Raw genomic sequence first — 24159 nt, 5'->3', positions numbered from 1 at the left:
CATCATGAAAGCCCGCTACCTCGCTCTGATTCTCGCGCCACTGTTCAGCACCGCCGCTCTGGCCAATACCTACACCGGCCCTGGTGCTCAGCCGGTCACTACCGTCACTGCTGCCAATGAGGCTGCTGACGATACCCGCGTAGTGCTTCAAGGCTTCGTCACCAAGAAGCTGGATAACGACGACAAGTACGAATTCAAGGACAACACCGGCACTATCAAGGTCGAGATCGACGACGAAGACATGCCGGCGGCAGGCTTCAACGACAAGACCAAGGTCAAGCTGACCGGTGAAGTGGAAAAAAACCTGATGAGCCGTGAAGTGGATGTCGATCTGGTCGAAATCATCAACTGATCGACGCTTTCAAAGCGACCGCGTGCGGCCTTTGGCTTCACGCGGTTTTTGGTGCTAGCCGGCTCAGGTGCAGCGCCACCAGCAAGGCCACTGCCAGCAGGCTGCCGATGAACAGGCCGATGCCGTTCCAACCGGCCATGTGCCAGAACACCCCGCCCGCGGTACCCGCCACACTCGACCCTGCGTAGTAACTGAACAGATACAGCGAGGACGCCTGGCCCTTGGCTTTCAAGGCCCGGCGGCCGATCCAGCTGCTAGCCACCGAGTGCGCGCCGAAGAAGCCGAAGGTGAACACCAGCATGCCGACGATGATCATTGCCAGCGGGCTGGCCAGGGTCATCAACATGCCGCCGGCCATCACCACGATGCTTGCCCAGAACACCTTGCGCCGGCCCAGCCGGTCGGCCAGGGCGCCGACCTGGGCGGAGCTGTAGATGCCCGACAGGTAGACAATCGACAGCAGCCCGACCAGTGCCTGGTTCATGTGATAGGGCTCGGCCAGCAAGCGGTAGCCGATGTAGTTGAACAGGGTAACGAATGCACCCATCAGCAAAAATGCTTCGAGGAACAGCCAGGGCAGGCCGGCGTCGCGAAAGTGCATGACAAAGCCGTTGAGCAGGCTGCGAGGGTTCAGCGTCTGCGGGCGGAAGTTGCGCGACTCGGGCAGTACCTTCCAGAACACCACTGCTGCCACCAGCGCCAGGCCGCCGATGCACAGCATCGCTGTGTGCCAGCTGACGAAGTCGATCAGCACGCCACTGATCAGCCGCCCGCACATGCCGCCAATCGCGTTGCCGCCGATGTACAAGCCCATCGCCAGGCCAATGTGCTGTGGGTGGATCTCTTCGCTCAGGTAGGTCATCGCCACCGCCGCCAGCCCGCTCAGCGACAGGCCGACCAGCGCTCGGGTCGCCAGCACCAGCTCCCAACTTGGCATCACCGCGCTGGCCAGGGTCGACAGGGCGGCGCAGACCAAGGCGAATACCATCACCGGCTTGCGGCCGATGCGGTCAGAGATCGGCCCGGTAATCAGCAGGCCGATGGCAAGCATGGCAGTGGCTACCGACAGCACCAGGCTGCTTTGCGCAGCGTTGATGGCAAATTCCTGCGACAGCAGCGGCATCATCGGCTGTACGCAGTAGAGCAGGGCAAAGGTGGCAAAGCCGCCGCTGAATAGCGCCAGCACTGTTTTCATGAAAGCCGGGCTGCCTTTTTCGATCCAGATATCCGGCAGCGGGGCGGCTTCGATCACGTGGGGCATTGCAGCAGTTTTCACGACGGCTCCCTCAAAAGCGCTGGCTGATTTGCTAATTGGAAAAAATCATATAGCTGGCTAATGATTAGATCCAATATATTGTTCGACCTGTTTAAGAGGTTTAACGACTCGTTTGGAGCAGCTATGGAATTGCGTCATCTGCGTTACTTCATTGCCGTGGCCGAGGAGCTGCACTTCGGCCGGGCTGCACAGCAGCTAGGCATCTCCCAGCCGCCGCTGAGCCAGCAGATTCAGGCGCTGGAGCATGAGTTGGGCGCGCGTTTGTTCGAGCGCACCAATCGTCGGGTCGAGCTGAGCGAGGCCGGGCGCTTGTTCCTCGAGGAGGCGCGGCAGGTGCTGGCACAGGTCGATAAAGCTGCCGACGTCGCCCGCCGTGCGCAGTTGGGTGAACTCGGCGAGATGAAGATCGGCTTCACTTCGTCAGCGCCCTTCACCTCGAAGATCCCCAAGGCGATCCATGCGTTCCGTCAGCGCTACCCGGCGGTGCACCTGAGTTTGAAGGAGATGAGCAGCCGTGATGTTGCGGCGGCGGTGTTTGATGAATCGATTGAAGTTGGCCTGATGCGGCCGATGCCATTGCCCGACGGCCTGCAGGTCACCGAGCTGTTCCGCGAGCCGCTGGTGGCAGTGCTGAATGCTTCGCACCCATTGGTTGCCGCCAGTGAACAAGGGTTACACATGGCTGATCTGGCCCGTGAACCGTTCGTGTTCTTCCCGCGCAGTTACGGCAGTGGTTTGCATGCACAGTTGCTGGCGCTGGCCCGCCAGGCAGGCTTCAGCCCGCATTTTGCCCAGGAGGTGGGCGAGGCGATGACGATTATCGGCCTGGTTTCGGCAGGCCTCGGCGTCTCGGTGCTGCCAGCCTCATACCAGCGCATGCGCATCGATGGCGTGGTCTATCGAACGGTGCTGGATGAAGGGGCGGATACCGCCGTGTGGCTGGTCCAGCGCCAGGCTGGCAGCTCGGTGATGGCCAAGGCGTTTGCCGACCTGCTGATCGGCAACGCCTGATGGCGGCGGTTTAGTCGACGCGAGCCAGGTCGCCTTTCAGTGCGACGCCTGCGATCACGGCGCCGGCGTGGCACTCGTAGGTGCTGGCATCTTTGCGCTCGTTCTTCTTGTAGTAGCTGGCGATGTTGGTCACTGCGTTGGCATTGGCCTGGCGCGCAGCGTCCTGCAGGGTCAGCAGGGCCGATTGCAAGGCCCACTCACAGGCACCCTGGTCGGTCTTGTTGAATGCGTTGGTCTTCTTGTTGGTGACCGCGCCGGGCTGGATCACGCTGACCTTGCCGCGCGGCTGTACACCGGCCAGGTAGAACTTCACCGAACCGTCGAGTTTCTTTTCGGCGAGCATTTGCTGGACGACTTTGTCGAAGGGCAGGTACAGCGCGGTATCGCGTGCCTGGCTGATGCCGGGCAGGGCGCAGAGCAGCAGGGCGGTGGTGGCAGTCCAGGTCTTCAGGCGCATCGGATCGTTCCTCGATCGGGGTGTGTTCAGGGCCAGCGGCGGAATATCAACGAAGTATTGACGCCGCCGAAAGCGAAGTTGTTGTTCATCACATGCTGGTTGCTCATCCTGCGAAACTCGCCGCGCAGGTAGTCCAGCTCGCCGCAGCGGGGGTCGATTTCATCCAGGTTGAGGGTGTGCGCATACAGGTCGCTGTTCATCATCTCGATGCTGAACCACGACTCCAGCGCGCCGCAGGCGCCGAGGGTGTGGCCGAGAAAACTCTTCTGCGAACTGATCGGCATGTGCGGGCCAAACAGGCTGCTGGTGGCCAGTGTTTCGGCAATGTCGCCCTGTTCGGTAGCGGTACCGTGGCCGTTGACGTAGCCGATGGCCTCTGGCGCCAGAGCAGCGTCCTCCAGGGCCAGCTCCATGGCCCGGCGCATCGTGCTCTGCTCGGGGCGGGTGGTGTGCTGGCCATCGGCATTGCTACCAAAGCCGACGATCTCGGCGTGGATGCGCGCACCGCGGGCCAGAGCATGCTCGAGCTCTTCGAGCACCAGCATGCCGCCGCCTTCGCCGATCACCAGGCCGTCGCGACCATTGTCGTAAGGACGTGGGCTCAGCTGCGGGGTGTCGTTTTTCAGGCTGGTGGCGTACAACGCATCGAACACCATCGCCTCGGTCGGACAGAGCTCTTCGGCGCCGCCGGCGAGCATCATCGGCAAGCGCCCGAACTTGATCGCTTCATAGGCATAACCGATGCCCTGACTGCCGCTGGTGCAGGCGCTGGAGGTGGGGATCAGGCGCCCGGTCAGGCCGAAAAAGATGCTGATATTGGCAGCAGTGGTGTGCGGCATCATGCGCACGTAGGAGTTGGCGTTGAGACCATCGGCTACCGAGTTGAGCAGCATGTTGCCAAATGCCTTGATCTCGTCGGTGCTGCCGGTCGACGAGCCGCAGGCCACGCCCATGCGGCCGTCGCGGATGATTGGATCATCGAGCAGGCCGGCATCGGCCAGTGCCTGCTCGGCCGCAGCCACGGCCAGGCGCGATACCCGGCCCATACTGCGCAACTGCTTGCGGGTCCAGTGCCCGGGCACCTTGAAATCGTCGATCGGGCCAGCAAGACGCGTGTTCAACTCGCTGAAGCGATCCCATTCAGCCATGCGCCGGATACCGCTGCGCTGGTTGGCGAAGTGGCCGGCGATGGTTGCCCAGTCGCTGCCCAGGGAGGTGATGCCGGCCATGCCGGTTACGACTACGCGACGCATCAGCACAACCCTCCGTTGACCGCCAGCACCTGGCGGGTGATGTAGGCGGCTTCCGCCGACATCAGGAAATTGACCACGCCGGCGACTTCCTCGGGCGTGCCCATGCGTCCGGCAGGAATCATCTTCATCAGCTCGTCGACCGGCACGTGCTCATCGAGCATGGCGGTGTCGATCAGCCCTGGGGCCACGCAGTTGACGGTGATCTGACGTTTGCCCAGCTCGATCGCCAGCGCCTTGGCCGCGCCGATCACGCCGGCCTTGGAGGCACTGTAGTTGACCTGGCCGCGGTTGCCGATCAACCCCGAAACCGAGGTGATGCAGACGATCCGGCCCGGTTTGCGACGGCGGATCATGGGCATGCTCAGCGGATGCAGAACGTTGTAGAACCCGTCCAGGTTGGTCCGCAGGACCTGGTCCCAGTCAGCGTCGGTCAGAGCCGGGAAGGCGCCATCGCGGGTCAGGCCGGCGTTGCAGACCACGCCATAGTAGGCGCCGTGGGTCTCCACATCCTGTTCGAGGATGGCCCGGCAGGCTTCGCGGTCGGCTACGTCGAACTGCAGCACCCGGGCCTGTTGACCCATGGCGTGGATTTCGCCGGCAACGCCATCGGCTTCGGCACGGCCACTGCGGCAATGCAGCACCAGGTCATAACCTGCTCGCGCCAGGCGCAGGGCGATCGCTCGGCCGATGCCGCGGCTCGACCCGGTGACCAGGATGGTATCAGTCATGGCAAGGTTCCTCAGGGGCCGCTTCGGTCAGGTAACCAGCGACCTGCGGCGGGCGATAGACATTCAGGCGGGCGCTGGCATGCAGCCCCGGACCGCGCAGGTGACACTCGAACACACCCATGCCGTTGTCGTCTTCCAGCGAGCGTAGGGCGTGGATGTGCAGCTCGGCGCCGGCAGGGAAGTGTTCGACATCACATTGGTAGTTGCGCGTGCCGAGGAGAAACCCCAGCTCCACCGGCAGGCCATCGCGACGGGCGCGGCAACCGGCATAGGCGGCAACGCTCTGAGCCATCAGCTCCAGGCCGAGCCAGGCCGGCAGGCTGCCGTCGGCGCGGTTGAAAAGGCCGCCAGGGCGCACTGTGCTGCGGGTGTGGATCTGCTCGTCGTCGCAGCTGTCGACCTGATCGATCAGAATCATGTCGCCGGCATGCGGCAGCAGTTCGGCCAGAGGCAAGGCAATCATGGGGTGTCTCCAACAATCAGGCTGACGTTGTTGCCGCCGAAGGCGAACGAGTTGCTCATTATCCGGCGTGGCCGCGCCGCATGCATCCGCTGCGTGCCGTCGACCAGGTTAAGGGCAGGCAGGCGCGGGTCGGCCTGGCCGTCCCAGACCTGCGGTGGCAACTGGCCGTGCGGGTTATGCTCACTCAGGCTCAGCCAGCACAAGGCGGCTTCCAGCGCGCCGGCGGCGCCTAGGGTGTGGCCGGTCATCGGTTTGGTCGACGAGCAGGCCAGCTGCGCGCCGAACAGGCCGTGCACCGCCAGGCTTTCCATGGCGTCGTTGTGCTCGGTGGCGGTGCCGTGCAGGTTCAGGTAGTCGATCTGTTCGGGCTCGAGGCCGGCGTTGTTCAAGGCCAGGGCCATAGTTTGCCGCGCGCCGGCGCCGCTCGGGTCAGGCGCTGAAATATGGTAGGCATCGCTGCTGGCGCCAGCGCCGAGCAGGGCCAGTGAAGGGCCATCGGTATTGCGCTCTGCGGTCATCAAAAACAGCGCAGCCGCTTCGCCGATATTGATCCCGTCACGGTTTTGCGAGAACGGATTGCAGCGTGCCTGGCTGATCGCCTCAAGGGAGTTGAAGCCGTTCAGGGTCAGGTCACAGAGGCTGTCGACGCCACCGCACAGCACCGCATCGCAGACGCCCAGGTCGAGCAGGCGCCGGGCGCTGAGCAAGGCCCGCCCGCTGGAGGTGCAGGCGGTGGAAATCACATAGGCCGGGCCGCTCAGTTGCAGCCAGTCGGCAAGGAACTCTGCCGGCGCGCTGAGGGCTTGCTGGTCGTAGCGATAGTCCGGCGGAAACTGCCCGCTCTGGCGCTGCTGGGCGATGGCTGCGCTGCCCTCGGCAATCCCCGAGGTGCTGGTGCCGAGCACCACCGCGATACGCTGCGCGCCGAACCGGGCGATGGCCTGGCGGATTGCCGGCTCGATCTGCATAGCGGCGCTGTACAGCAATTGATTGTTGCGGCTGTGCTGCGTTGGCAGCGGTACCGCCGGCAGCTCACCTTGCACCGCGCCGACGGTCGGACAGCGCTCCGGGATCCACCCAGGTTGGGCCTGCATGCCCGAACAGTCACCGGCAAACAGGCGTGCGGCGACCTCAGCCTGGCCACGGCCGAGGGCGCAGGTCAGGCCCAGGGCATTCAGGTAGGCGGTCATGGCAGGCGCTCGCTGGGTAGGGGGTCGACTAGATAACGCAGGCCGTGGGCCAGTTTCAAGTCAAAAGCGCCCGGCTGCCGATAGCTGACCTGCCAGCGCTCGCCCAACCAGCGCTGCTGGCCTTGTTCGCGGGCATCCGGGTAGAGCTGCGCCAGTTGCTCGGAGGGGGTCAGAGCAAACAGCAGCGCGGCAAACAGCTCGCGTGCCGGCGGATTGGGTGGCAACAGGCCGTCGGCCTGCCAGTGTTGACCATCGAACAACTGGCGTGCCTGGGGAATACCCAGCAGATCGAGTAGCGACCAGCGCAGTTGGCCGTTCTCGGCCTGCACCACGAGCATCCAGTCCTGGCGCTCGCCGGCCTGCTCGCGCTGCACGTGCAACTGCTGGGGCAACTGCAACTGCGGCATCTGCGCGGGCAGCGGCGCGCGGCTGCTGCAGGCGGCCAGCACCAGGCACAGCGTCGCCAGCAGCAGCGCCCTCATGGCTGCACCAGCGGCTTGCGGGCGACCACATTGACCAGGGTTTCTTCGCGCTGGCCTGGCGCGGGCGGCTTGCGCAGGCGCAGCCGTTCGAGCAGGCCGAAGTCCTTGGCGCGGCTCCACCACAGGTACGGGTAGGAGACATTGCGCGCCGTGAAGGCAAAGCCCTGTTCGCGCAGCATCTGCAGATAACCCTCGGCACTCTTCTGTACATGCATTGGGTGGCGGAACAGCCAGCGGATCACCCAGGTGTCGATATAGGCTTCGGTGGATTCGGCGAACAGCAGATAACCACCGGGCTTGAGCACCCGCCAGAACTCGGCGAGGGCCTGCTCCTGTTCCACCAGATGGTGGAAGGTCTGATGGCAGAAGACGATATCGACGCTGGCGTCTGCCAGTTGCAGCTGGGCGCAGTCGCTGCCCAGCAGCTCGACCGTAAGGCCCTGGCGCGCAGCTTCGGCGCCGCTTAGTTGCAGGCTGTGCGGGTCGGCATCGATACCGATCAATCGGCCGGGCGCAAATACTCGCTGCAGATGCTTGAACGATTTGCCCTGGCCGCAGCCGGCATCGAGCAGCACCGGCGCCGCTGGCAGCGGGCTGTCGAACAACTGGCGCAGGTCGTCGATCGCCACCCGTAGTACATGATGCTGCCAGGTGTGGCTGCGCAGGAACCAGAAACCAAAGCGAGTTTCTTCGACATAGCTGGCGCTGAGGAACGGAGGCTGGCTCATGCCTGGCCCCTCGCGCAAAGCGCCGCCAGCGTGGCCAGCCGACGCCGTGGTTCAGCCACGAACGGGTTGCGCTCATCCCAGGCGTAGCCAGCCAGAATCGAGCTGATCATGGCGCGAATCTGCGGCGAGCTGCCGGGGTGATAGATCACGTCCTGGAAGCTGCCGTCATACCAACCCTCGACATAGGCGCGGAAGGTATCCACCCCACGTTTGAGCGGCGCGGCAAACTCCAGCTGCCAGTCAACCGCTTCGCCGCGCAGCTGGCGGTCGAGCAGGGCGGCAGCCATGCTGGCCGAGCGCATGGCGATGGTGACTCCGGACGAAAATACCGGGTCGAGAAACTCTGCGGCGTTGCCGAGCAGGGCAAAGCCGTTGCCATGCAGGGTTTTGACGTTGGCCGAGTAGCCGCCGATGGTCCGCGCCGGGGTGTCCCACACGGCGTTGGCCAAGACCTTGGCCAGGCTTGGCGTCTGCGCCACGAAGTGCTGCAGGCAGGCGTCCAGATCGGTCGGCGCTGCAGCAAAGCGCTCGGCGGCCGCGACGACACCCAGCGAAGCGCGACCGTCGCTGAACGGGATGGTCCAGAACCAGATGTCGCGGTGTTCCGGGTGGGTGGTGATAAGGATCTTGTTGCGGTCGAAGCCGGGCAGATCGATGCGGTCTTCGATGTGGGTGAATACCGCCTGGCGCACCGGGAAATTCGACGGTGCTTCCAGGTCGAGCAGGCGCGGCAACACGCGGCCATAGCCGCTGGCATCGAGGACGAAGTCTGCCTGCACTTCGTATTCGCTGGCGTCTGGCCGGCGTGCGCGCAGGCGTGGCTGCGCTGCGCTCATGTCGGCGCTGATGATCTCGTGCTCGTAGCGGATTTCCACGCCCTGGGCCTCGGCCTGGTCGGCCAGCAGCTTGTCGAACCGCGCCCGTTGGACCTGGAAGGTACTCCGCCGGCCCTGGCTGAAGGTTTCGCCGAAATCAAACGCACTGTACTCATCACCCCAGGCAAAGGCGGCGCCGTCCTTGTACTGGAAACCCGCCGCTTCGAGCGCTTCGAGCATGCCGGCTTCTTCGACGAAGTCGATACAGTGCGACAACAGGCTTTCGCCAATGGAGAAGCGCGGGAAGCGCTGACGCTCGATGATCAGCACGTCGTGGCCGCGGCGCTTGAGCAACGCGGCAGCGATGGCGCCCGAGGGGCCAGCGCCAATGACCACGACCTGGTGGTGTTGCAGTTCACAGTTCGGCATGTGGCCTCCTTGGCGGCGTGAGGGAAGTCTGCGGGATGCGATGCAGGCCGGCGAAGGCAGGCATGAGGGTGGCGATCAGGCTCATCAGCATCAGCGCGAAGTACAACGCCGGGCTGATCAGTTGCTGGGTCAGCAACAGATTGAGAAAAACGATTTCGCTGAGGCCGCGGATGTTCAGCAGCAGGCTCTCGCGCCACTTGCTGGCGCCGGCGAACGAGGCGGCCGCCCAGCTCAAACCGAGCCAGTTGCCGAGCAGCTTGCTCAGGATCGGCAGCACCAGCAGCGCCAGCAGCTGGCTGGCGTCGAAGCCTGCGAAGGCATGCTGCAGGTCGATCTGGACCACGCCGTAGGTGAGGATCAGGGGCACGGCCAGGCCTTGTTGCAGGCGGCGGTTGCTGGCCTCTGGCAGCGGCAGGCGTAGCTGCAGGCCAAGCACGCGCAAGCAGGCCAGGTAGCCAACGCCGAAGATCAGCGCGTTGAGCCGGTAGTGCTCGGCGGCAAACAGCAGTAGCAGAAACACCAGGCCGTACAGACGTGGCGCGCGCAGGCCCAGCCCTCGCAGCACCAACGGCGTCAGTGCCGCCAGCGCCGGCAGGGCCAGGCTGCTTGGTTGCAGGCTGCCCTGGCCCATGCCGAGCAGCAGCCAGCAGGCCAGGTCGATGACGATCGCGGCCTGCAGCAGGCGCTGGCTAGCGGCTGGCGGGTAGTCGATGGCGCGCAGGTACAGGTACAGCACTGGGATTGCGGTGATGGCGAACACCAGGCCCATGGCCAGGGCGCTGACCCCGCTCAGTTCAAGCAGCCACAGCGCGCAGGCCAGGCCGCAGGCAAACGGCACGGCGAAGCTGGGCAGGGCGATCTTCAATGCTTGCGGGTCGAGGCGCAGGTGCGCGACGTCAGCGAGAATGTGCCCCAGCAACAAGGCAAAGCTGCAGCCGTAGAGGGTCTTCAGCCAGCTCGGGGCAATCAGCTGGGCCCCGTCAAGCTGCCAGTGCGGTTGTACCCACAACAGCATCAGCAGCGGCAGCACCAGCGCGGCCAACAGCAGCTGGCTGACGATAGGGATTAGCCCCAGGCGTTTGCCGAATGCGCTGGCCACGGCAAACAGGGCCAGGGTCATGAGCCAGAACAGGACGATGCTCATGGCTGCACCGCCGGCGTCTCGCGTGCCGCTGCCCACGGCGCCAGCAGGAAACTGAAGATCAACCCGAGGCTGACGGCCATGCCGAAGTTGCTCACCGCAGGCGTCTGCGACAGCGCCAGCAGGCCGAACGACAGCCAGGTGGTCAGAGCCGCCAGCAAGGTGCCGAGCAAGCTCACCGCAGCCCCGCCGATACGCTCGTGCATGAGGATGGCGTAGTCGACGCTGATGGCCGTGACCAGCAGCAGGCCAAACAGGCTGAACAGTGTCAGCGGCTGCCCCAGCCAACCGAGGCTGGCCAGGCTGCATAACGCTGCCAGCAGCGGCAGGGCGACAATGCGCAGCGAACCGCGCAGGCCGAACGGGGCTGCCAGCAGCACCAGGATCAGTGCGCAGGACAGCAGCTTGAGCTCGGCGGCGCTGATCTGGGTGGCGGCGAACAGTTGATTGAGTTCGCCGAGCCGGTCGACCAGTTGCACGCCATCCAGGCCGTCGGTCTGCAAGCGCAGCAGGCTGGCATCGCTCAAGCCTTGCAGACTGACGATGGCGGCGACGCCGGTGGCGTCCTGGCCAAGCCAGAGCGGTCGCCAGGCTTCAGCAAGCGGACCGGCGAGGGCCTCTTCGACGCTCAGGGGCGGCAACGTTTGCAGCTGTTGCAGCTGCGTTTGCAGGCCGGCTTGCGGCACACCGAGTTCAACCAGCGGCTGCCAGTAGTCGCTCAGGTGGGCCAACGCCTGCCGGGTTTGCGCCTGCTGCTCAGGGCTGGCGACGATCTGCGAGAGGCTCAGATAACCCTTGAGCTTGCCTAGGTCACGCAGCTCGTCGAGCTTGGCCGACAGCGCCTGCAGGCGCTGGAACAGTTGCTCTGGGTCGGCCCCGCGCACCAGGTAGAACTGACTGGTTGGCTGGTAGCCGGTGATGCGTGCGACTGCCTGGGCTTGCTCTTGCAGTTGCGGCGGGCTCGCCACCCATTGGCGGATGTCGTTACGCGTGTCCAGCTGCCACAGCCCAGCGGCGCAAAACAGCAGCACCAGCACCAGCAGCACTGCGCTGGGCACTCTGCGCAACAGCCGCTCGCGCCAGTTGGTGAGGGCTTGCGCGATGCGTAGCGGCCACTGCGCCGGCTTCAGCTCGACCTGGCCCAGCAATGCCGGCAGCAGGCACACCGCGCACAGGTAGGCGCCGATCAAGCCGGCGGCCGAGAACGCGGCAATCTGGGTCAGGGCCGGAAACGGCGTGAACGCCAGCGCCAGATAACCGATGCAGCTGGTCGCCAGGCTCAGGCTCAGCCCCGGCAGGGTCAGGCGTACCGCCGGCCAACTGCGCCATGGCTTGAGGCTCCAGCTCTTCGACAAGTAATGCAGCGGGTAATCCACCGCTACGCCGATCAGGCTCGAACCGAGTACCAGAGTCATCACGTGCATGTGGCCGAACAGCGCCACGCACACCACCGAGCCGAACAGCATGCCGGTCAGCACCGGCACGAACGCCAGCAGGGCCCGCCAGCGACGAAATGCCAGCAGCAGCAACAACAGAATGCTCAGCGTCGCGCCACCGCCGACCCAGGTGATTTCGCGGCTGGCCTGTTGCTGGCCGGCGGCCGCGTACAGCAGGCCACTGGCGGCCAGCAACTGGGCGCCTTGCGGCTCGGCCTGGCGGCGGGCGTCAGCCAGCAGCTCGGCCACCAGCAGCGGTAGCTTCATGTCGAAGGCAGTGCCCAGGGTGCGCGCCCGCAGCAGCACCCACTGGCGGCCATCGGCCTGCGCGATCAAGGCGCCACTGGCCGTGTCCAGTTCGATATTGACAGGTTTCGGCTGGCTGTTCTGAATACGCCCGGTCAAGCCCAGCCAGTCGTCCTGGGCAGGCACCAGGCTGAACCCGGCAAACGGGTCGAACAGGCTCTGCATGCGCTGCTCGATGAATGCCGCAGGCCGTTCGCGCAGCTGCGTGCGGTCAGCTGCCGAGAGCATCGCCACGCGGCCGGCGAGCAATTGCTCGCGGACCGCGCCGAGGTCTGTCTGCAGGCTCCACTGCACGTGCTCGAATAGTCCGCTGGCCTGCCATTGGCCGGCCAGTTGCTCGGCCAGGGCTAGCGCTTGGGGGCGTTCGGCGTGGCCAACCAGCACCAGTACCTCGCGGTTCAGTGGCTCTTGCACGCGCAGTTCGGCGCGCTTGACCAGGGCGTCTTCGGTGGCGCCCGGCACCAGCGCCATCAGGTCGGCCGACAACGGCGCGCCGCGCTGCCATTGCCAGCCGGCGATGGCCAGCATCACCAGCAGCAGGGCGAGAAAGCCGCGCGGCAACCAGCGTTCAATCGACAAAATCGCTGCGCTCCGTGTCGCTGAGGGCGGCAGCGCCATGGCTGTCGGTCATTCGCAGCAGCGTGCTGTCGCCCTGGGTTTCACTGAGCTGAATCTGTTCGACGAACTGCCCGCCGCTGATGTCGATGCGGGTGAAGATCTGTTTGAGCAGCAGCGAACGCGGGGTCAGTTGCAGCTGCCAGTGCGTGGCATCACCGCTCAGGCTCAGTTCGAAGTCGCGCTTGAGACCGGCACTGTCGCCTTGCAGCACGGCAAAGAACAGCCGGTTCTGCTCGGCGCCGGCACTGGCGCTGGGCAGGCGCTGCCAGCCGCTCGGATCACGCCGGGCAATGCCGTTGGCGTCGATCCGGTAGTCCTGGCGCAGCGGCGTCTGCAACAGCCACAACAAACCATGCTCGCGGGCCAGTACGAACTGGCCCTTGCTCAGCAACGGCTGGGGCAGGGCGCGCAGGTGCTTTTCCTGAATGAACGGGCCTTTGACCACCGCCGGCGCGCTGAGCTGGCGCTGCAGGTCATCAAGGCTGAATGCTTGCGCCAGCGGGCTGAGCAGGCTCAGGGCAAGGGTGAACAATGCGCACAGGCGCTTCATGGCAAAACCCTCTGCACGGCGTCGAGCATGACCTGCGGCGAGGCCAGCTGCATTTCGCCGCTGTCGATGTGCACCGCGACCTGCACCGTGCTCGCGCGGGTCATCCGCTCGCCGGTTTCGGCGTCGCTGATCAGGTAATGAATCTTCAAGCGGTTTTCCCACTCGACCAGGCTCGCGCGCACGGTCAAGCGCTGGCCAAAGGTGGCGCCGCGGATATAACGCAGCTGCAGGTCGATCACCGGCCAGGCAAAACCGCTCGCCTGCATCTGCACGTAGTTGTGGCCGAGCTGGTCGAGCAGCGCGCAGCGGGCCACTTCCAGGTATTTGACGTAATGGCCGTGCCAGACCACATGCATGCTGTCGACGTCGAAAAACGGCACCAGCAGTTCAGTGTCGACGTGGATCACTCCCGCACTACGCATGCAGCCTCCAGTGGCGTTGGCCGATGCGCAGCAGGCAGTGGCGCAGGTCGGCTTCCAGCGCGCGGTCTTCGATCACCGGGACGAACTCGTCGAGCAGGGCTTCGTGCATCTGCGCCAGTGCTGGCGGCAGTGCATGGCTCTCTGCCTGGCGGGCACGCAGCCACACGCCCTGATTCGCCGCCAGCAGGGTCGCAGCGGCAACCTGCTCGGTCAGCTCCAGCACGCGCAGGGCATCGCGCGCAGCGATGGTGCCCATGCTCACCTTGTCCTGGTTGTGGCATTCGGTGGAACGCGAGAACACGCTGGCCGGCATGGTCAGCTTGAGCGCTTCGGCGGTCCAGGCGCTGGCGCCGATCTGCACGGCCTTGAAGCCATGGTTGATCATCGCCCGCTCGGCCGGGGCGCCCGACAGGTTGCTTGGCAGGCCGTGGTTGTAACGGGTGTCGACCAGCAAGGCGAGCTGGCGGTCGAGCAGGTCGGCAACGTTCGCCACCAAGGTTTTCAGGCTGTCCATGGCAAAGGCGATATGGCCGCCATAGAAGTGCCCGCCATGCAGTACGCGCTCGGCGTCGCCGTCGATGATCGGGTTGTCGTTGGCGCTGTTCAGTTCGGTTTCGATAAAACCGCGCAGCCAGCCCAGGCTGTCGGCCAGCACGCCCAGCACATGTGGGGCGCAGCGTAGCGAGTAACGGTCCTGCAGGCGGTGCAGCGGTGGCAGCGGGGCGTCGATGGCCAGGTCCTGGCGCAACCAGGCGGCGACTTGCGTCTGGCCGGGGTGCGGCTTGGCGGCGAACAGGCGCTCGTCGAAGTGCTCCGGGTTGCCCTGCAGGGCGATCACGTTGAGGGCGGTGATGCGCGTGGCCAGTTGCAGCAGGTAGTCGGCGCGGGAGAAGGCCAGGCAGGCCAGGCCGGTCATCACCGCAGTGCCGTTCATCAATGCCAGGGCCTCTTTGGGGCGCAGCACCAAGGGCTGCCAGCCCAGCTCGCGGTGCACGTCGGCACTGCTGCGGCGCTGGCCCTGGTAGCTGACCTCGCGCTCGCCGGACAGGGTCGCGGCGACGTACGACAGCGGCGTCAGGTCGCCGCTGGCGCCGACCGAACCTTCTTCCGGGATCAGCGGCAGGATGTCGTGTTCGAGAAATGCGCGCAGGCGCTCCAGCAACTCCAGGCGCACCCCCGACACGCCGTGGCTCAGCGAGCGCAGGCGGGCCGCCAGCACGGCGCGCACCGCCGGTGCTTCGAGCAGGCGGCCCAGGCCGCAGCCATGGAAGGTGTACAGGTGCTGCGGCAGCGCCTCGACATGCTCCAGCGGCACGGCCACCACGCAGGAATCGCCGTAACCGGTAGTGACGCCGTAGATCACCCCTTCCTTGCTCAGCAGGGTGTCGAGAAAGCGCGCGCCACGAGCGATGCGTTCGCGGTAGGCGGCGTCGTCCTGCAAGTGGGCGCTGACCCGGCGTTCGGCCAGGGCTACAACAGCTTCGATGGCCAGGTGCGACTCACCGAAAGTTACAGGCTCATGCGGATGCATCGTCGTCGGTCTTCCAGAAAGGGTAGAAGTTGAACCACTGCAGCGGCGCTTGGCTGCAGTAGTGCGCCAGGCGTTGCGCATAGCGCGCGGTCCATTCGGCAATCACTTGGTCGCGCTGGCCGCGGCGCCATTGCACGCGCTCGGCGAAGGGTTCGAGAGTGACTCGGTAGCGGCCTTGCAGCTTGAGGCAGAACAGCAGGTTGAGCGGGCAGCCAAGGATCCCTGCCAGCAGCCACGGCCCCTGCGGGAATGCGGCGCGGTGGCCGAGGAAATCCACCTCGACGGTGCGCGCGCCATGCAGCGGTACCCGATCACCGGCAATCGCCAGCCATTCGCCGCGCTCGAGCCGTTCGGACAACTGCAGCATCACTACCGGGTCCAATTCGCTGACCTGAATCAGGCGCAGATTGGTCGCGCCGGCCTCGCCCAGCAGGCGGTTGAAGCGCTCGGCGTGGCGGGTGTGCACAAGCACGTTCATGGTCACCTGCTCGCCCAGTTCGGCCAGCGCCCGGCACACTTCAAGGTTGCCCAGGTGGGCGCCCACCAGCATCTGCCCGCGCTCGCCGCGCAATTGCGTGCGCAGTTGCGCGGGGTCGTCGATTTCGATGTCTTCCAGGCGCAGGCGGCCGTTCCATACATCGAGCTTGTCCAGCAGGGCGTCGGCGAACGCCATGAACTGGCGGAACACCTGCCACTGGCTCGGCGCCGGTGTCTGTCCGCCGTTGCATGCGCTGAGCCGTTGCTGGTATTGCCAGGCACTGCGCCGGGCGCGGCGGCCGAACAGGAAGAAGTAGCCGACGATGACGTGGATCAGCGGGCTCAGCACGCGCCGGCCAAGCAGCCGTACCAGTGTTGCGGTCAGCTTCATCAGCCAGAAACTGCCGCGCTCCTGATGCTGTGCCCAGTGCCGCGAAGGAGTAGTCATGCGCGCCACCTGCGCCAGACGATCAGCGGTGCGCGCAGCAGCATGCCGAAGAACAGCTTGGCGTGCATTTTCGAGATCAGCGCGTTGTCGTGCACCAGGCGAAAGTGCGACAGGCCGTCCTGTGGGTAGTGCACGCGGGTTGGCAGCCAGCGCATCGGCTGGTTGCGCCAGGCCAGGCGCACCAGGATCTCCGGGTCGAAATCCATTCGCCGGCCAAGCTTGACGCTGTCGATCAGGGCCAGCGTGGCAGGCAGCGGGTAGACGCGAAAACCGCACATGGAATCGGGAATCTGCAGCGACAGGCTGTTGATCCACACCCATACATGGGTCAGGTAGCGCGCATACAGACGGCCCTTGGGCACGCTGGCGTCGTATTGCGGATAACCACATACCAGCGCCTGTGGATCATTCTGCGAAAGCTCAAGAAAACGGCCGATGTCGCCCAGGTCATGCTGGCCGTCGGCGTCTACTTGCAGCGCATGAGTGAAACCCAGCCGCGCCGCTTCGCGCAGGCCGGCCATCACCGCGCCGCCCTTGCCCTGGTTGACGCTCAGGCTGACCAGATAGATGTCCGTTTGAGTGGCCAGCTGTGCCAGCACTGAGGCGCAGGCGGGGCTGCTGGCGTCGTCAACCAGCACGCAGGGCAGCCTGGCGCGCTGCAGGTCGCTGACTACTGCCGGCAGCGCGTGCTCGTGGTTGTATACCGGGATCACTGCGCAAGGCTTATGCATCGACCGTCTCCATCAGAATGCGGCCGCTGGAGCAGGCCTGCCCGGCGCAGGTGTAGGCGAAGTAAAGTTTGCCACGCTCGCTGTCCCAGCGCAGGCTCAGCAGCACTTCGTCACCGGGGCGCACCAGTTGCTGGAATTTGAGCACTTCCATGCCGGCAAAGCGGCGCTCGCCCGGCAGGAGTGCGCTGGCCAGGGCAATCGCCCAGTCGACCTGCACCACACCGGGCAGCACCGGCGTTTTCGGGAAGTGCCCGCTGAAGCAGGCCAGGTCCAGCGGCACGTGCAGTGTGAGCAGGTGCTGGTCCTGCTCCTGGCGCTGTTCGAGCAGCTCTGGCTGCATGCTGCGTGGGGCTTGCAGCAGCGCCTGCACCTGGGCCTCGGGCAGCTTGCCCTGGCTGGTCAACGGCAGCTGGCGCAGCAGTCGCCAGCGCCGCGGCAGGGCGACCGCTTCGCAGTGATCGGCCAAGTGCCGTCGCAGGCCTTCGATCAACGCGCGTCGGCCCTGATTGCGCAGGGCGTGCCGGCCGCTGGCCGACAACACCAGCAAGGCGCCGAGGTAGGCGCGGCCCTGTTCGAGCATGCCCAGCCGCGCTTCGCTGACCCAGGCATGGCTGCACAGCGCTTGTTCGAGCAGGGGCAGCGACACGCGTTTTTCTTCCAGCTTGACGATCCGGTCGAGCCGGCCGAGCAGGCGCAGGCGGCCGTCGGTGCTGAACTCGACCGCATCGGCCGTTTGTTCGACATGCCCGACGGGCAGGTAGGGTGAGGCAATGCGCAGGGCGCCGTGCGCGTCCTGGCTCAGTTGCACCTCGGCAAAGGGCTGCCACAGGGTGTCGCCCTGACGCCAGGCGATACCGCCCGTTTCAGAGCTGCCGAAGATCTCGGTCGGCCATTGGCCGAGCAACTGTTGCAGGCGCTGGCCTGCTTCGGCGGGCAGGGCGCCGCCGGAGGTGAATACCCGGCGCACGTGGCTCAGCGCTGGCCAGTCGAGGTTGTCACCCATGCGTTTGAGCAGGGCTGGGCTGGCCACCCAGGCGAAGTCTGCATGCTCGCGGCTGGCCCGTTGCAGGTCTTCGGGGAACGGCAGTTGGCGGCGCTCGAAGCCGCGCCCCGCGCACAGTGGCCAGAGCACGCGGAACAGCAGGCCATAGATGTGCTGGGTGGCGACGCTGCCAATGATCCAGGCATCGCCCAGGCTGGCGCCCCACAGTGCCTGCAGCGCGCTGACTTCATTGGCCAGTTGGCTCAGCTGCTTGTCGATGCGCTTGGGCTCGCCGCTGGAGCCGGAGGTGCACAGGCTGATCGAGCAGGTGTGCGGGTCGAGGTCGGCTGCCGGCAGTGGCTCATCGAGCAGGCTGAGCAATGAACGATCGCCGGCCTGGTCGCTGAGCCACAGGTCGACCTGCTCGCTCCAGCGGGCCCGCGTGGCGGCTTGCAGGTCGGCTGGCAGCAACACGGTGACGCCAGCGCGCCAGGCGCCGAGCAGGGCGATCGCCAGCTCGGCGGCGTCTTCCAGGTGCACCGCCAGGCGCTGCACGCCGCGCTGCTGCAGGCCACCGGCGAGGCGCAAGGCCTGGGTGCACAGCTCGGCGTGGTCCAGTGCTGGCGCCTGGGTCACCTGGCGCGGCGCATCCAGCGGGCGCAGCAGGTGGTGAAGATTGATCCAGTTCATGGGCGTCCTCGCACACGTTGTCTTGTCAGCCATTCGCCAGCGAACAGCAGGCCCATCGCGATATAGGCGATCAGGCCGTTGTACAGGGTCCACCAGCTCAGTGGCGCCCACAGGGTCAGGCCCGCTGCGATCAGCCCGTTAAGCAGAAAGAACAGGCACCACACCTGCGTCACCCGGCGGGTGTACTGCACCGCGCGGGCTGGCAAGTCAGGCTCTTGCAGGCGTGCCAGGCGCTCGGCTATGGGCATGCCGTGGAGCAGGCTGGAGCCGAACAGACCGAGCATGAAGGTGCTGATCAGCACCGGGTACCAGCGCAGCAGTTGGGCACTGTCGCTCAGCCCGAGCAGGGCGCAGAAGGCCAACGCCAGCGCGGCCATGCACAGGCTGGCCGGGCGGCGCGGCGCGCTCAAGACGCGGGCCAGCCACAGACCACCCAGCAGCAGGGCGAACTGCCTCGGGGCAAAGTGCGCCAGGCCGAAATGCACGGCAAACGGGTACAGCACCCCAGCCACGACCAGACCGAGGCCGATCAGGCGTTTCATGCGGCCGGGTTGACCAGGCGGAACACCGCTTCGACCACATCATTGACGGTGCGCACGGCCTTGAACTCTTCGGCGGCGATTTTCTTGCCGGTCTGGCGCTTGATGTGGTCGATCAAGTCGATCGCATCGATGCTGTCGATTTCCAGGTCCTGATACAGGTTGGCGTCCAGGGTTACGCGCTCTGGCTCCAGCTCGAACAGCTCGACCAGCGCATCGCGCAAAATATTGAAGATGTCTTCGCGGGTTTGCATGTGAATTCTCAGGCGGCGTTGCGGGCAGTGACGAACGCCGCCAGGGCGGCGACGCTGCTGAAATGGTTGCGGGTGTCCTTGGCGTCGGCGTCGATCTTGATGCCATAGCGCTTCTGTATCGCCAGACCGAGCTCGAGGGCGTCCACCGAGTCCAGGCCCAGGCCGTCGCCAAACAGCGGTTGCTGGTCGTCGATGTCGTCCACGCCTATGTCTTCCAGGCCGAGGGCGTCGATGATCAATTGCTTGAGGTCACGGTTAAGGTCTTGCTGTGGATCGCTCATCGGTGGCGAGCTCCTTGATGTAGTACTGATGCAGATAATCGTTGAGTGCGCGCGACGCCTTAGGCGCAGGTCCGAGGGCGGCGAACGTTTGTGGGTCGATATCGTTGCCGACACTCAGGCTCAAGTGCACGCGGCGCTGAGGGATGCGGTACCAGGGTTCGTTCTTGGTCAGGGTGGTCGGGCTGACCTTGATGGTTACGGGGGTGATGATCTTCGCACCGCGCAGGGCAATCGCGGCGGCGCCGCGATGAAAGGCCGGCGCTTGGCCAGGCGGGGTGCGGGTGCCCTCCGGGAATATCACCAGTGGCTGGCCGTCGCGCAGGCATTGCACGGCGTTGTCGAGCATGTCCATGCTGCCATCGTTGCCCAGGTACTGCGCTTCACTGACCGGACCGCGGGTGAAGGGGTTGTCGAACAGGCTCTGCTTGATCACGCAATTGCCCTGACGCACCAGACCGATGAGAAATACCACGTCGATCAGCGAGGGGTGGTTGGCGATGATCATCTGCCCGGGGCGGCCGAGGTGCTCGGCGCCGTCGATCTGGTAGGTGAGCACGCCACTGAACCGCATCACCCGTACGAACTGCCAGAACAGCCAGCTGATGGTGTGGCGCGCGCGTTGGCGATGACGCACCACTCCGCCTGGCAGGCAGCTGAGCAACGGAAACACCAGCACGCGCAGGCACAGGCCGCCGAGACCAAACAGGCAAAAGCACGCAGCTGTCGCCAGCAGGCGCCAGTAGTAGTGATCGCGGGGCTTGCTCACGGCTGCCGTTGCCAGGTCCATGACCGCCGCTTCCAGGTATGAGTGAAGCAATTCACGCCGCGCAGCGTGGCCTGCAGCCAGCTCAGGGCATGTGGCAGGGCGGGCGGCAACGACTGCGTGGCTGCCGGGCCAGGGCTCAGTTGCCACTGCTGACCCGGGGTGACCAACAGGCCAAGGGCGTAGGCGAAAGGCACATCGTCGACCCAGGCGTCGTATACCGCCGGCGGCAGTTCTTCACAGAGGATCAGTAGCACTGCTGGCGCGCCTTCCGCCAACAGCGCCGCCGCTTCGAGCAAGCCCTGCTCGAGGCCATCGCCGGCAGCGGCAATGGCGGTCATCTCGCTGGTTTCGCCGCGCAGGATCGACCACAGCCCGATTATCGCGTTGTGCACCGACAGGCTGAACTGGGTCGGCGACAACGGTTGCTGATCAGCCAGGTCACTGAGAATGGCAAAGGTGCGCGGGGTTTCGCCATGACGCGAGGCAAATACCAGCGGCAGTGCCTCGTACCCTTCAGCCAGCGGCCAGCCGACAGCAAAGGCCATGCGCGCCAGATTGCTCAGGCGACGGCGCTGCATGGCCGGCAGGAACGAGACGTCTGGCGACGCCGCTTCACTGCAGCTGTGTCGGCTGCCCTGGGCCCACGCCTGCCAGTCGGCAGGCGTCACCAGGCCTGGAGCCCAGGCACGCCATTGGCTGATATCGAAGGTGATCACGGTGCTTTTTATTCCGCCCTGAAGGACTGCCTTGCCGAGGAATGACTCGTAACAACGACCTGACAGGGTTGGCATATTCGCCGAGTGGCGCGCATTATCACGGCGCCAGCGATGTGTAGCAATTGCTGGTTACATAATCGCCATCAGACAAGTTCATTTACGTTTTGCACAATGCCGACATGTGGTGCAGGCAAATTCCGACAAACGGTGCAGCCGGCATGTCGGCTGCCGTTGAAGCGGCTTAAGCGAAGTGGCGCTGGCCAATGCATGGGCCTCGACACATACTCGGACATTCGTTGATACACGGAGGTCTCTCATGCGGCGCGTGGTATTCAATCAGAAAGGTGGCGTGGGCAAATCGAGCATTGCCTGCAACCTGGCAGCGGTCAGCGCCAACGAAGGCTACCGGACCCTGCTGATCGACCTGGACTCCCAGGCCAATTCAACCCAGTACCTGACCGGGCTGACCGGCGACGACATCCCCATGGGCATCGCCGACTTCTTCAAGCAGAGCCTGTCGACCGGGCCGTTCTCGAAGAAGAACAAGGTCGATATCTACGAAACCCCGTTCGACAATCTGCACGTGGTTACCGCCACGGCGGAGTTGGCCGACCTGCAGCCCAAGCTCGAGGCGAAGCACAAGATCAACAAGCTGCGCAAATTGCTCGAAGAGCTCGACGAGGATTACGATCGGATCTACATCGATACCCCGCCGGCGCTGAATTTCTATGCGGTATCAGCGCTGATCGCGGCTGACCGAGTGCTGATCCCCTTCGACTGTGACAGTTTCTCACGCCAGGCGCTGTACGGCCTGCTGGCCGAGATCGAAGAATTGAAGGACGACCACAACGAAGACCTGCTGGTCGAAGGCATCGTGGTCAATCAATTCCAGTCACGCGCCAGCCTGCCGCAGCAGATGCTCGATGAGCTGATCGAAGAGGGCCTGCCGGTGTTGCCGGTGTACCTGACCAGCTCGGTGAAGATGCGCGAATCGCACCATGCCAGCCTGCCGCTGATCCACCTGGATCCGCGGCACAAGCTGACCCAGCAGTTCGTCGAGCTGCACGCGTTGCTTGAAGAAAACGCCTAAACGCCCTGGCTGCTCAGCCACTCAAGTAATGGCTGGAGTGGAAATGCGCCAGCCTGACGGCTGATTTCGCGACCGTTCTTGAACAGGATCAAGCTGGGGATCGAGCGGATGCCCAGTTGGCTGGCCAGGTTGCGGTTGGCTTCGCTATCGAGCTTGGCCAAACGGCAGCGACCGCTCAGTTGCGCCGCTGCCTGGGTGAAGATCGGCGCGAACGACTTGCACGGCCCACACCAGTCGGCCCAGACGTCCAACAACAAGGGCAGATCGCCTTTGATCTGGCTGGCGTAGTTTGCCTCGCTCAGATCGAACGGCCGGCTCAGCAACACGGCCTGTTTGCAGCGGCCGCATTTGGGCGTGTCGTTCAGGCGCTCGGCCGGCAGGCGGTTGAGGCCGTTGCAGTGTGGGCAGGGGATTACTAGTGGCTCGGGCATTTTGCCTCCTTGTGAATGCGATTCGGTCGCGAAAGGGGTGCGCAGCACCCCCCGACGTCCTTAAAAGTTACTCAAGAAGAGCAGCTGATCTCCAGATGCTTACCCCACTCCGGCGGCCGCTCGGCATAGGCCTGCATCCCTGGTTGTTCTTCGAACGGCCTGCTCAACACCTGATGCAAACGGCGCACTTCGGTGTAGTCACCGCCATTGGCCGCTTCGATGGCCTTCTGCGCCAGGTAATTACGCAACACATACAGCGGGTTGACCGCATGCATGCGCTCGCGACGACCTTCGGCGTTGGCTGGCTCGCGCTCACAGCGGGCCAGATAGGTCGCGCTCCAGGCATCGAAGCCGGCCAGATCGACAAAATCGTCGCGTACTACCTGTAGGGCCGCTGCGGCGGGCTGATCGCCAAGCCGGCGGAAGAACAGCGTGTAGTCGACGCCGCCGCTCTGCATACGTTGCAGCAGGGTTTCGACCAGTTGCAGGTCGTCGTCCTCGGCGGTAGTCAGGCCCAGGCGGCGGCGCATCAGGTCGAGGTAGTGGGTCTGGTACAGCGGCAGGAACAGGCCCAGGGCCTGCTTCAGTGCCTCGACCTCGACAAACGGAGTCAAGGCCTGGGCCAGTGCGCTGAGGTTCCAGTGGGCGATGGGCACCTGATTGCTGTAGCTGTAACGCCCCTGATCGTCAGAGTGGTTGCAGATGAAGTTGGCGTCGAAGTCGTCGAGGAAGGCAAACGGGCCGAAGTCGAAGGTGATGCCCAGGATCGACATGTTGTCGGTGTTCATCACCCCATGGCAGAAGCCATAGGCCTGCCAGCGCGCGATCAACTCGGCGTTGCGCTCGACGATGGTCTGGAACATCGCCAGGTACGGTTGCTCGGCGCTGCGGCATTCTGGGTAATGCTGCTCCAGCACATGGTCGATCAGCAGCTGCTGCTGTTCTGGCTGGCGGGTGTAATAGAAATACTCGAAGTGGCCAAAACGGATATGGCTCTGTGCCAGGCGCAGGATCATTGCCGCGCTCTCCTGGGTCTCACGCCACACCGTCGTGCTCGAGCCGATCACGCACAGCGCGCGGCTGCTGGGGATGCCCAAGGCGTGCAGGGCTTCGGAACCGAGGAACTCGCGGATCGACGAGCGCAGCACGGCGCGGCCATCACCCATACGCGAGTAAGGCGTTTGCCCGGCACCCTTGAGGTGCAGGTCCCAGTGCTCGCCGGCATCGTTGACTACTTCGCCCAGCAGCAATCCGCGGCCATCGCCCAGACGCGGCGTGTAGCCGCCGAACTGGTGCCCGGAGTAGACCATCGCCCGTGGGTCGGCGTCTTGCCAGGACTGGTGGCCGCTGAACAGCTCGGCAAACAGCGGCAGCGCTGCCTGCGCCGGGTCGAGATCGAGCAGGGCCATCGCCGACTCGCTGGCCACTACCACCCGCGGCTCGGCGATCGGGTCAGGCAGTACCTGAGTGGAGAAGGCATCGCCGAGGCGGGCGAAGCGATTGTCGAAGGTCAGTTGGTCTAGGGCTTTCACGGGCCGGCTCCTGGCATGGCGGGCGAGGGCCAGG

The 24159-nt window shown here is 65.0% G+C and carries 27 protein-coding genes; 3 read left to right on the top strand and 24 right to left on the bottom strand.

Annotated elements, in window-relative coordinates; translation table 11 throughout:
* Positions 1–4 precede the first annotated feature (4 nt).
* Positions 5–352, top strand: coding sequence for a YgiW/YdeI family stress tolerance OB fold protein (locus HU736_RS15965; RefSeq protein ID WP_103435700.1), 348 nt, complete (start codon positions 5–7; stop codon positions 350–352).
* 37 nt (positions 353–389) lie between these two features.
* Here the strand turns inward: HU736_RS15965 and HU736_RS15960 are convergent, their stop codons facing one another.
* A complete protein-coding gene (locus HU736_RS15960) occupies positions 390–1613 on the bottom strand; it encodes an MFS transporter (RefSeq protein WP_189691822.1) in 1224 nt (407 codons plus the stop codon).
* 138 nt (positions 1614–1751) lie between these two features.
* Here HU736_RS15960 and HU736_RS15955 point away from each other — a divergent pair, with 138 nt between their 5' ends.
* Positions 1752–2639: a LysR family transcriptional regulator gene (locus HU736_RS15955; RefSeq protein ID WP_101315531.1), complete on the top strand. Its 888-nt coding sequence runs from the start codon at positions 1752–1754 to the stop codon at positions 2637–2639.
* Positions 2640–2649: 10 nt separating this feature from the next.
* On the opposite strand, the gene HU736_RS15950 is transcribed toward HU736_RS15955, so the two are convergent.
* Genes HU736_RS15950 through HU736_RS15850 form a run of 21 tightly spaced genes read right to left on the bottom strand, consistent with a single transcriptional unit; the run spans position 2650 to position 21072 of the window.
* Complete coding sequence (locus tag HU736_RS15950) at positions 2650–3096, bottom strand: excinuclease (RefSeq protein ID WP_103435703.1); 447 nt, start codon at positions 3094–3096, stop codon at positions 2650–2652.
* Positions 3097–3122: 26 nt separating this feature from the next.
* Positions 3123–4349, bottom strand: a complete 1227-nt coding sequence (locus HU736_RS15945) for a beta-ketoacyl-ACP synthase (protein WP_101315535.1) — start codon at positions 4347–4349, stop codon at positions 3123–3125.
* Positions 4349–5077, bottom strand: coding sequence for a 3-oxoacyl-ACP reductase FabG (gene fabG / locus HU736_RS15940; protein WP_101315537.1), 729 nt, complete (start codon positions 5075–5077; stop codon positions 4349–4351). Before fabG ends, HU736_RS15945 begins: the two co-directional genes overlap by 1 nt.
* On the bottom strand, positions 5070–5540 hold the full coding sequence (locus tag HU736_RS15935; RefSeq protein WP_103435705.1) for a hotdog family protein: 471 nt from the start codon (positions 5538–5540) through the stop codon (positions 5070–5072). The genes fabG and HU736_RS15935 overlap by 8 nt, the downstream gene beginning before the upstream one ends.
* Positions 5537–6730, bottom strand: coding sequence for a beta-ketoacyl-[acyl-carrier-protein] synthase family protein (locus HU736_RS15930; RefSeq protein WP_186701245.1), 1194 nt, complete (start codon positions 6728–6730; stop codon positions 5537–5539). The genes HU736_RS15935 and HU736_RS15930 overlap by 4 nt, the downstream gene beginning before the upstream one ends.
* Positions 6727–7212: a hypothetical protein gene (locus tag HU736_RS15925; protein WP_103435707.1), complete on the bottom strand. Its 486-nt coding sequence runs from the start codon at positions 7210–7212 to the stop codon at positions 6727–6729. Before HU736_RS15925 ends, HU736_RS15930 begins: the two co-directional genes overlap by 4 nt.
* Entirely contained in the window at positions 7209–7940 is a 732-nt protein-coding gene (locus HU736_RS15920; protein ID WP_186701244.1) for a class I SAM-dependent methyltransferase, read from the bottom strand. Before HU736_RS15920 ends, HU736_RS15925 begins: the two co-directional genes overlap by 4 nt.
* On the bottom strand, positions 7937–9184 hold the full coding sequence (locus HU736_RS15915; RefSeq protein ID WP_186701243.1) for an NAD(P)/FAD-dependent oxidoreductase: 1248 nt from the start codon (positions 9182–9184) through the stop codon (positions 7937–7939). The genes HU736_RS15920 and HU736_RS15915 overlap by 4 nt, the downstream gene beginning before the upstream one ends.
* A complete protein-coding gene (locus tag HU736_RS15910) occupies positions 9171–10328 on the bottom strand; it encodes a sodium:proton antiporter (protein WP_186701242.1) in 1158 nt (385 codons plus the stop codon). Before HU736_RS15910 ends, HU736_RS15915 begins: the two co-directional genes overlap by 14 nt.
* The gene (locus HU736_RS15905) at positions 10325–12685 is read right to left on the bottom strand and encodes an MMPL family transporter (protein WP_437180462.1); all 2361 of its coding nucleotides are present in this window, start codon (positions 12683–12685) and stop codon (positions 10325–10327) included. The genes HU736_RS15910 and HU736_RS15905 overlap by 4 nt, the downstream gene beginning before the upstream one ends.
* A complete protein-coding gene (locus tag HU736_RS15900) occupies positions 12636–13235 on the bottom strand; it encodes an outer membrane lipoprotein carrier protein LolA (RefSeq protein ID WP_186701240.1) in 600 nt (199 codons plus the stop codon). The genes HU736_RS15905 and HU736_RS15900 overlap by 50 nt, the downstream gene beginning before the upstream one ends.
* A complete protein-coding gene (locus HU736_RS15895) occupies positions 13232–13657 on the bottom strand; it encodes an acyl-CoA thioesterase (RefSeq protein WP_186701239.1) in 426 nt (141 codons plus the stop codon). The genes HU736_RS15900 and HU736_RS15895 overlap by 4 nt, the downstream gene beginning before the upstream one ends.
* Positions 13650–15188: an HAL/PAL/TAL family ammonia-lyase gene (locus HU736_RS15890; protein ID WP_186701238.1), complete on the bottom strand. Its 1539-nt coding sequence runs from the start codon at positions 15186–15188 to the stop codon at positions 13650–13652. The genes HU736_RS15895 and HU736_RS15890 overlap by 8 nt, the downstream gene beginning before the upstream one ends.
* Entirely contained in the window at positions 15175–16113 is a 939-nt protein-coding gene (locus HU736_RS15885) for a lysophospholipid acyltransferase family protein (RefSeq protein WP_186701237.1), read from the bottom strand. Before HU736_RS15885 ends, HU736_RS15890 begins: the two co-directional genes overlap by 14 nt.
* Complete coding sequence (locus HU736_RS15880; protein WP_186701236.1) at positions 16110–16844, bottom strand: glycosyltransferase family 2 protein; 735 nt, start codon at positions 16842–16844, stop codon at positions 16110–16112. The genes HU736_RS15885 and HU736_RS15880 overlap by 4 nt, the downstream gene beginning before the upstream one ends.
* On the bottom strand, positions 16837–18516 hold the full coding sequence (locus tag HU736_RS15875; RefSeq protein WP_186701235.1) for an ApeI family dehydratase: 1680 nt from the start codon (positions 18514–18516) through the stop codon (positions 16837–16839). The genes HU736_RS15880 and HU736_RS15875 overlap by 8 nt, the downstream gene beginning before the upstream one ends.
* Complete coding sequence (locus HU736_RS15870; RefSeq protein WP_186701234.1) at positions 18513–19058, bottom strand: COG4648 family protein; 546 nt, start codon at positions 19056–19058, stop codon at positions 18513–18515. The genes HU736_RS15875 and HU736_RS15870 overlap by 4 nt, the downstream gene beginning before the upstream one ends.
* A complete protein-coding gene (locus HU736_RS15865) occupies positions 19055–19309 on the bottom strand; it encodes an acyl carrier protein (protein ID WP_101315566.1) in 255 nt (84 codons plus the stop codon). The genes HU736_RS15870 and HU736_RS15865 overlap by 4 nt, the downstream gene beginning before the upstream one ends.
* Before the next feature lie 8 nt (positions 19310–19317).
* A complete protein-coding gene (locus HU736_RS15860) occupies positions 19318–19590 on the bottom strand; it encodes a phosphopantetheine-binding protein (RefSeq protein ID WP_103435720.1) in 273 nt (90 codons plus the stop codon).
* A complete protein-coding gene (locus tag HU736_RS15855; RefSeq protein WP_186701233.1) occupies positions 19565–20377 on the bottom strand; it encodes a lysophospholipid acyltransferase family protein in 813 nt (270 codons plus the stop codon). The genes HU736_RS15860 and HU736_RS15855 overlap by 26 nt, the downstream gene beginning before the upstream one ends.
* Positions 20353–21072 carry a beta-ketoacyl synthase chain length factor gene (locus HU736_RS15850; RefSeq protein ID WP_367615297.1) on the bottom strand — a complete coding sequence of 240 codons (720 nt, stop codon included), beginning with the start codon at positions 21070–21072 and terminating at the stop codon, positions 20353–20355. Before HU736_RS15850 ends, HU736_RS15855 begins: the two co-directional genes overlap by 25 nt.
* 316 nt (positions 21073–21388) lie before the next feature.
* Between HU736_RS15850 and HU736_RS15845 the strand changes: the two genes are divergently transcribed.
* On the top strand, positions 21389–22162 hold the full coding sequence (locus tag HU736_RS15845; protein ID WP_101315573.1) for a ParA family protein: 774 nt from the start codon (positions 21389–21391) through the stop codon (positions 22160–22162).
* On the opposite strand, the gene trxC is transcribed toward HU736_RS15845, so the two are convergent.
* Together trxC and selO are read right to left on the bottom strand one after the other, a co-directional pair.
* The gene (trxC, locus tag HU736_RS15840; RefSeq protein WP_186701231.1) at positions 22159–22593 is read right to left on the bottom strand and encodes a thioredoxin TrxC; all 435 of its coding nucleotides are present in this window, start codon (positions 22591–22593) and stop codon (positions 22159–22161) included. The two genes, HU736_RS15845 and trxC, sit on opposite strands and share 4 nt — an antisense overlap.
* 71 nt (positions 22594–22664) lie before the next feature.
* The gene (gene selO / locus HU736_RS15835) at positions 22665–24125 is read right to left on the bottom strand and encodes a protein adenylyltransferase SelO (protein ID WP_103435725.1); all 1461 of its coding nucleotides are present in this window, start codon (positions 24123–24125) and stop codon (positions 22665–22667) included.
* Between the last annotated feature and the right edge of the window lie 34 nt (positions 24126–24159).

It is taken from the genome of Pseudomonas shirazensis, from assembly GCF_014268785.2.
Classification (GTDB): Bacteria; Pseudomonadota; Gammaproteobacteria; order Pseudomonadales; family Pseudomonadaceae; genus Aquipseudomonas; species Aquipseudomonas shirazensis.
This window is presented reverse-complemented; position numbering and strand designations above follow the sequence as displayed.

What these genes read in the sequence shown, in the direction of transcription:
- HU736_RS15965 (WP_103435700.1), top strand. Translation starts at nt 5, where the DNA reads ATGAAAGCCCGCTACCTCGCTCTGATTCTCGCGCCACTGTTCAGCACC.
- HU736_RS15960 (WP_189691822.1), bottom strand. Translation starts at nt 1,613, where the DNA reads ATGCCCCACGTGATCGAAGCCGCCCCGCTGCCGGATATCTGGATCGAA.
- HU736_RS15955 (WP_101315531.1), top strand. Translation starts at nt 1,752, where the DNA reads ATGGAATTGCGTCATCTGCGTTACTTCATTGCCGTGGCCGAGGAGCTG.
- HU736_RS15950 (WP_103435703.1), bottom strand. Translation starts at nt 3,096, where the DNA reads ATGCGCCTGAAGACCTGGACTGCCACCACCGCCCTGCTGCTCTGCGCC.
- HU736_RS15945 (WP_101315535.1), bottom strand. Translation starts at nt 4,349, where the DNA reads ATGCGTCGCGTAGTCGTAACCGGCATGGCCGGCATCACCTCCCTGGGC.
- fabG (WP_101315537.1), bottom strand. Translation starts at nt 5,077, where the DNA reads ATGACTGATACCATCCTGGTCACCGGGTCGAGCCGCGGCATCGGCCGA.
- HU736_RS15935 (WP_103435705.1), bottom strand. Translation starts at nt 5,540, where the DNA reads ATGATTGCCTTGCCTCTGGCCGAACTGCTGCCGCATGCCGGCGACATG.
- HU736_RS15930 (WP_186701245.1), bottom strand. Translation starts at nt 6,730, where the DNA reads ATGACCGCCTACCTGAATGCCCTGGGCCTGACCTGCGCCCTCGGCCGT.
- HU736_RS15925 (WP_103435707.1), bottom strand. Translation starts at nt 7,212, where the DNA reads ATGAGGGCGCTGCTGCTGGCGACGCTGTGCCTGGTGCTGGCCGCCTGC.
- HU736_RS15920 (WP_186701244.1), bottom strand. Translation starts at nt 7,940, where the DNA reads ATGAGCCAGCCTCCGTTCCTCAGCGCCAGCTATGTCGAAGAAACTCGC.
- HU736_RS15915 (WP_186701243.1), bottom strand. Translation starts at nt 9,184, where the DNA reads ATGCCGAACTGTGAACTGCAACACCACCAGGTCGTGGTCATTGGCGCT.
- HU736_RS15910 (WP_186701242.1), bottom strand. Translation starts at nt 10,328, where the DNA reads ATGAGCATCGTCCTGTTCTGGCTCATGACCCTGGCCCTGTTTGCCGTG.
- HU736_RS15905 (WP_437180462.1), bottom strand. Translation starts at nt 12,685, where the DNA reads ATGGCGCTGCCGCCCTCAGCGACACGGAGCGCAGCGATTTTGTCGATT.
- HU736_RS15900 (WP_186701240.1), bottom strand. Translation starts at nt 13,235, where the DNA reads ATGAAGCGCCTGTGCGCATTGTTCACCCTTGCCCTGAGCCTGCTCAGC.
- HU736_RS15895 (WP_186701239.1), bottom strand. Translation starts at nt 13,657, where the DNA reads ATGCGTAGTGCGGGAGTGATCCACGTCGACACTGAACTGCTGGTGCCG.
- HU736_RS15890 (WP_186701238.1), bottom strand. Translation starts at nt 15,188, where the DNA reads ATGCATCCGCATGAGCCTGTAACTTTCGGTGAGTCGCACCTGGCCATC.
- HU736_RS15885 (WP_186701237.1), bottom strand. Translation starts at nt 16,113, where the DNA reads ATGACTACTCCTTCGCGGCACTGGGCACAGCATCAGGAGCGCGGCAGT.
- HU736_RS15880 (WP_186701236.1), bottom strand. Translation starts at nt 16,844, where the DNA reads ATGCATAAGCCTTGCGCAGTGATCCCGGTATACAACCACGAGCACGCG.
- HU736_RS15875 (WP_186701235.1), bottom strand. Translation starts at nt 18,516, where the DNA reads ATGAACTGGATCAATCTTCACCACCTGCTGCGCCCGCTGGATGCGCCG.
- HU736_RS15870 (WP_186701234.1), bottom strand. Translation starts at nt 19,058, where the DNA reads ATGAAACGCCTGATCGGCCTCGGTCTGGTCGTGGCTGGGGTGCTGTAC.
- HU736_RS15865 (WP_101315566.1), bottom strand. Translation starts at nt 19,309, where the DNA reads ATGCAAACCCGCGAAGACATCTTCAATATTTTGCGCGATGCGCTGGTC.
- HU736_RS15860 (WP_103435720.1), bottom strand. Translation starts at nt 19,590, where the DNA reads ATGAGCGATCCACAGCAAGACCTTAACCGTGACCTCAAGCAATTGATC.
- HU736_RS15855 (WP_186701233.1), bottom strand. Translation starts at nt 20,377, where the DNA reads ATGGACCTGGCAACGGCAGCCGTGAGCAAGCCCCGCGATCACTACTAC.
- HU736_RS15845 (WP_101315573.1), top strand. Translation starts at nt 21,389, where the DNA reads ATGCGGCGCGTGGTATTCAATCAGAAAGGTGGCGTGGGCAAATCGAGC.
- trxC (WP_186701231.1), bottom strand. Translation starts at nt 22,593, where the DNA reads ATGCCCGAGCCACTAGTAATCCCCTGCCCACACTGCAACGGCCTCAAC.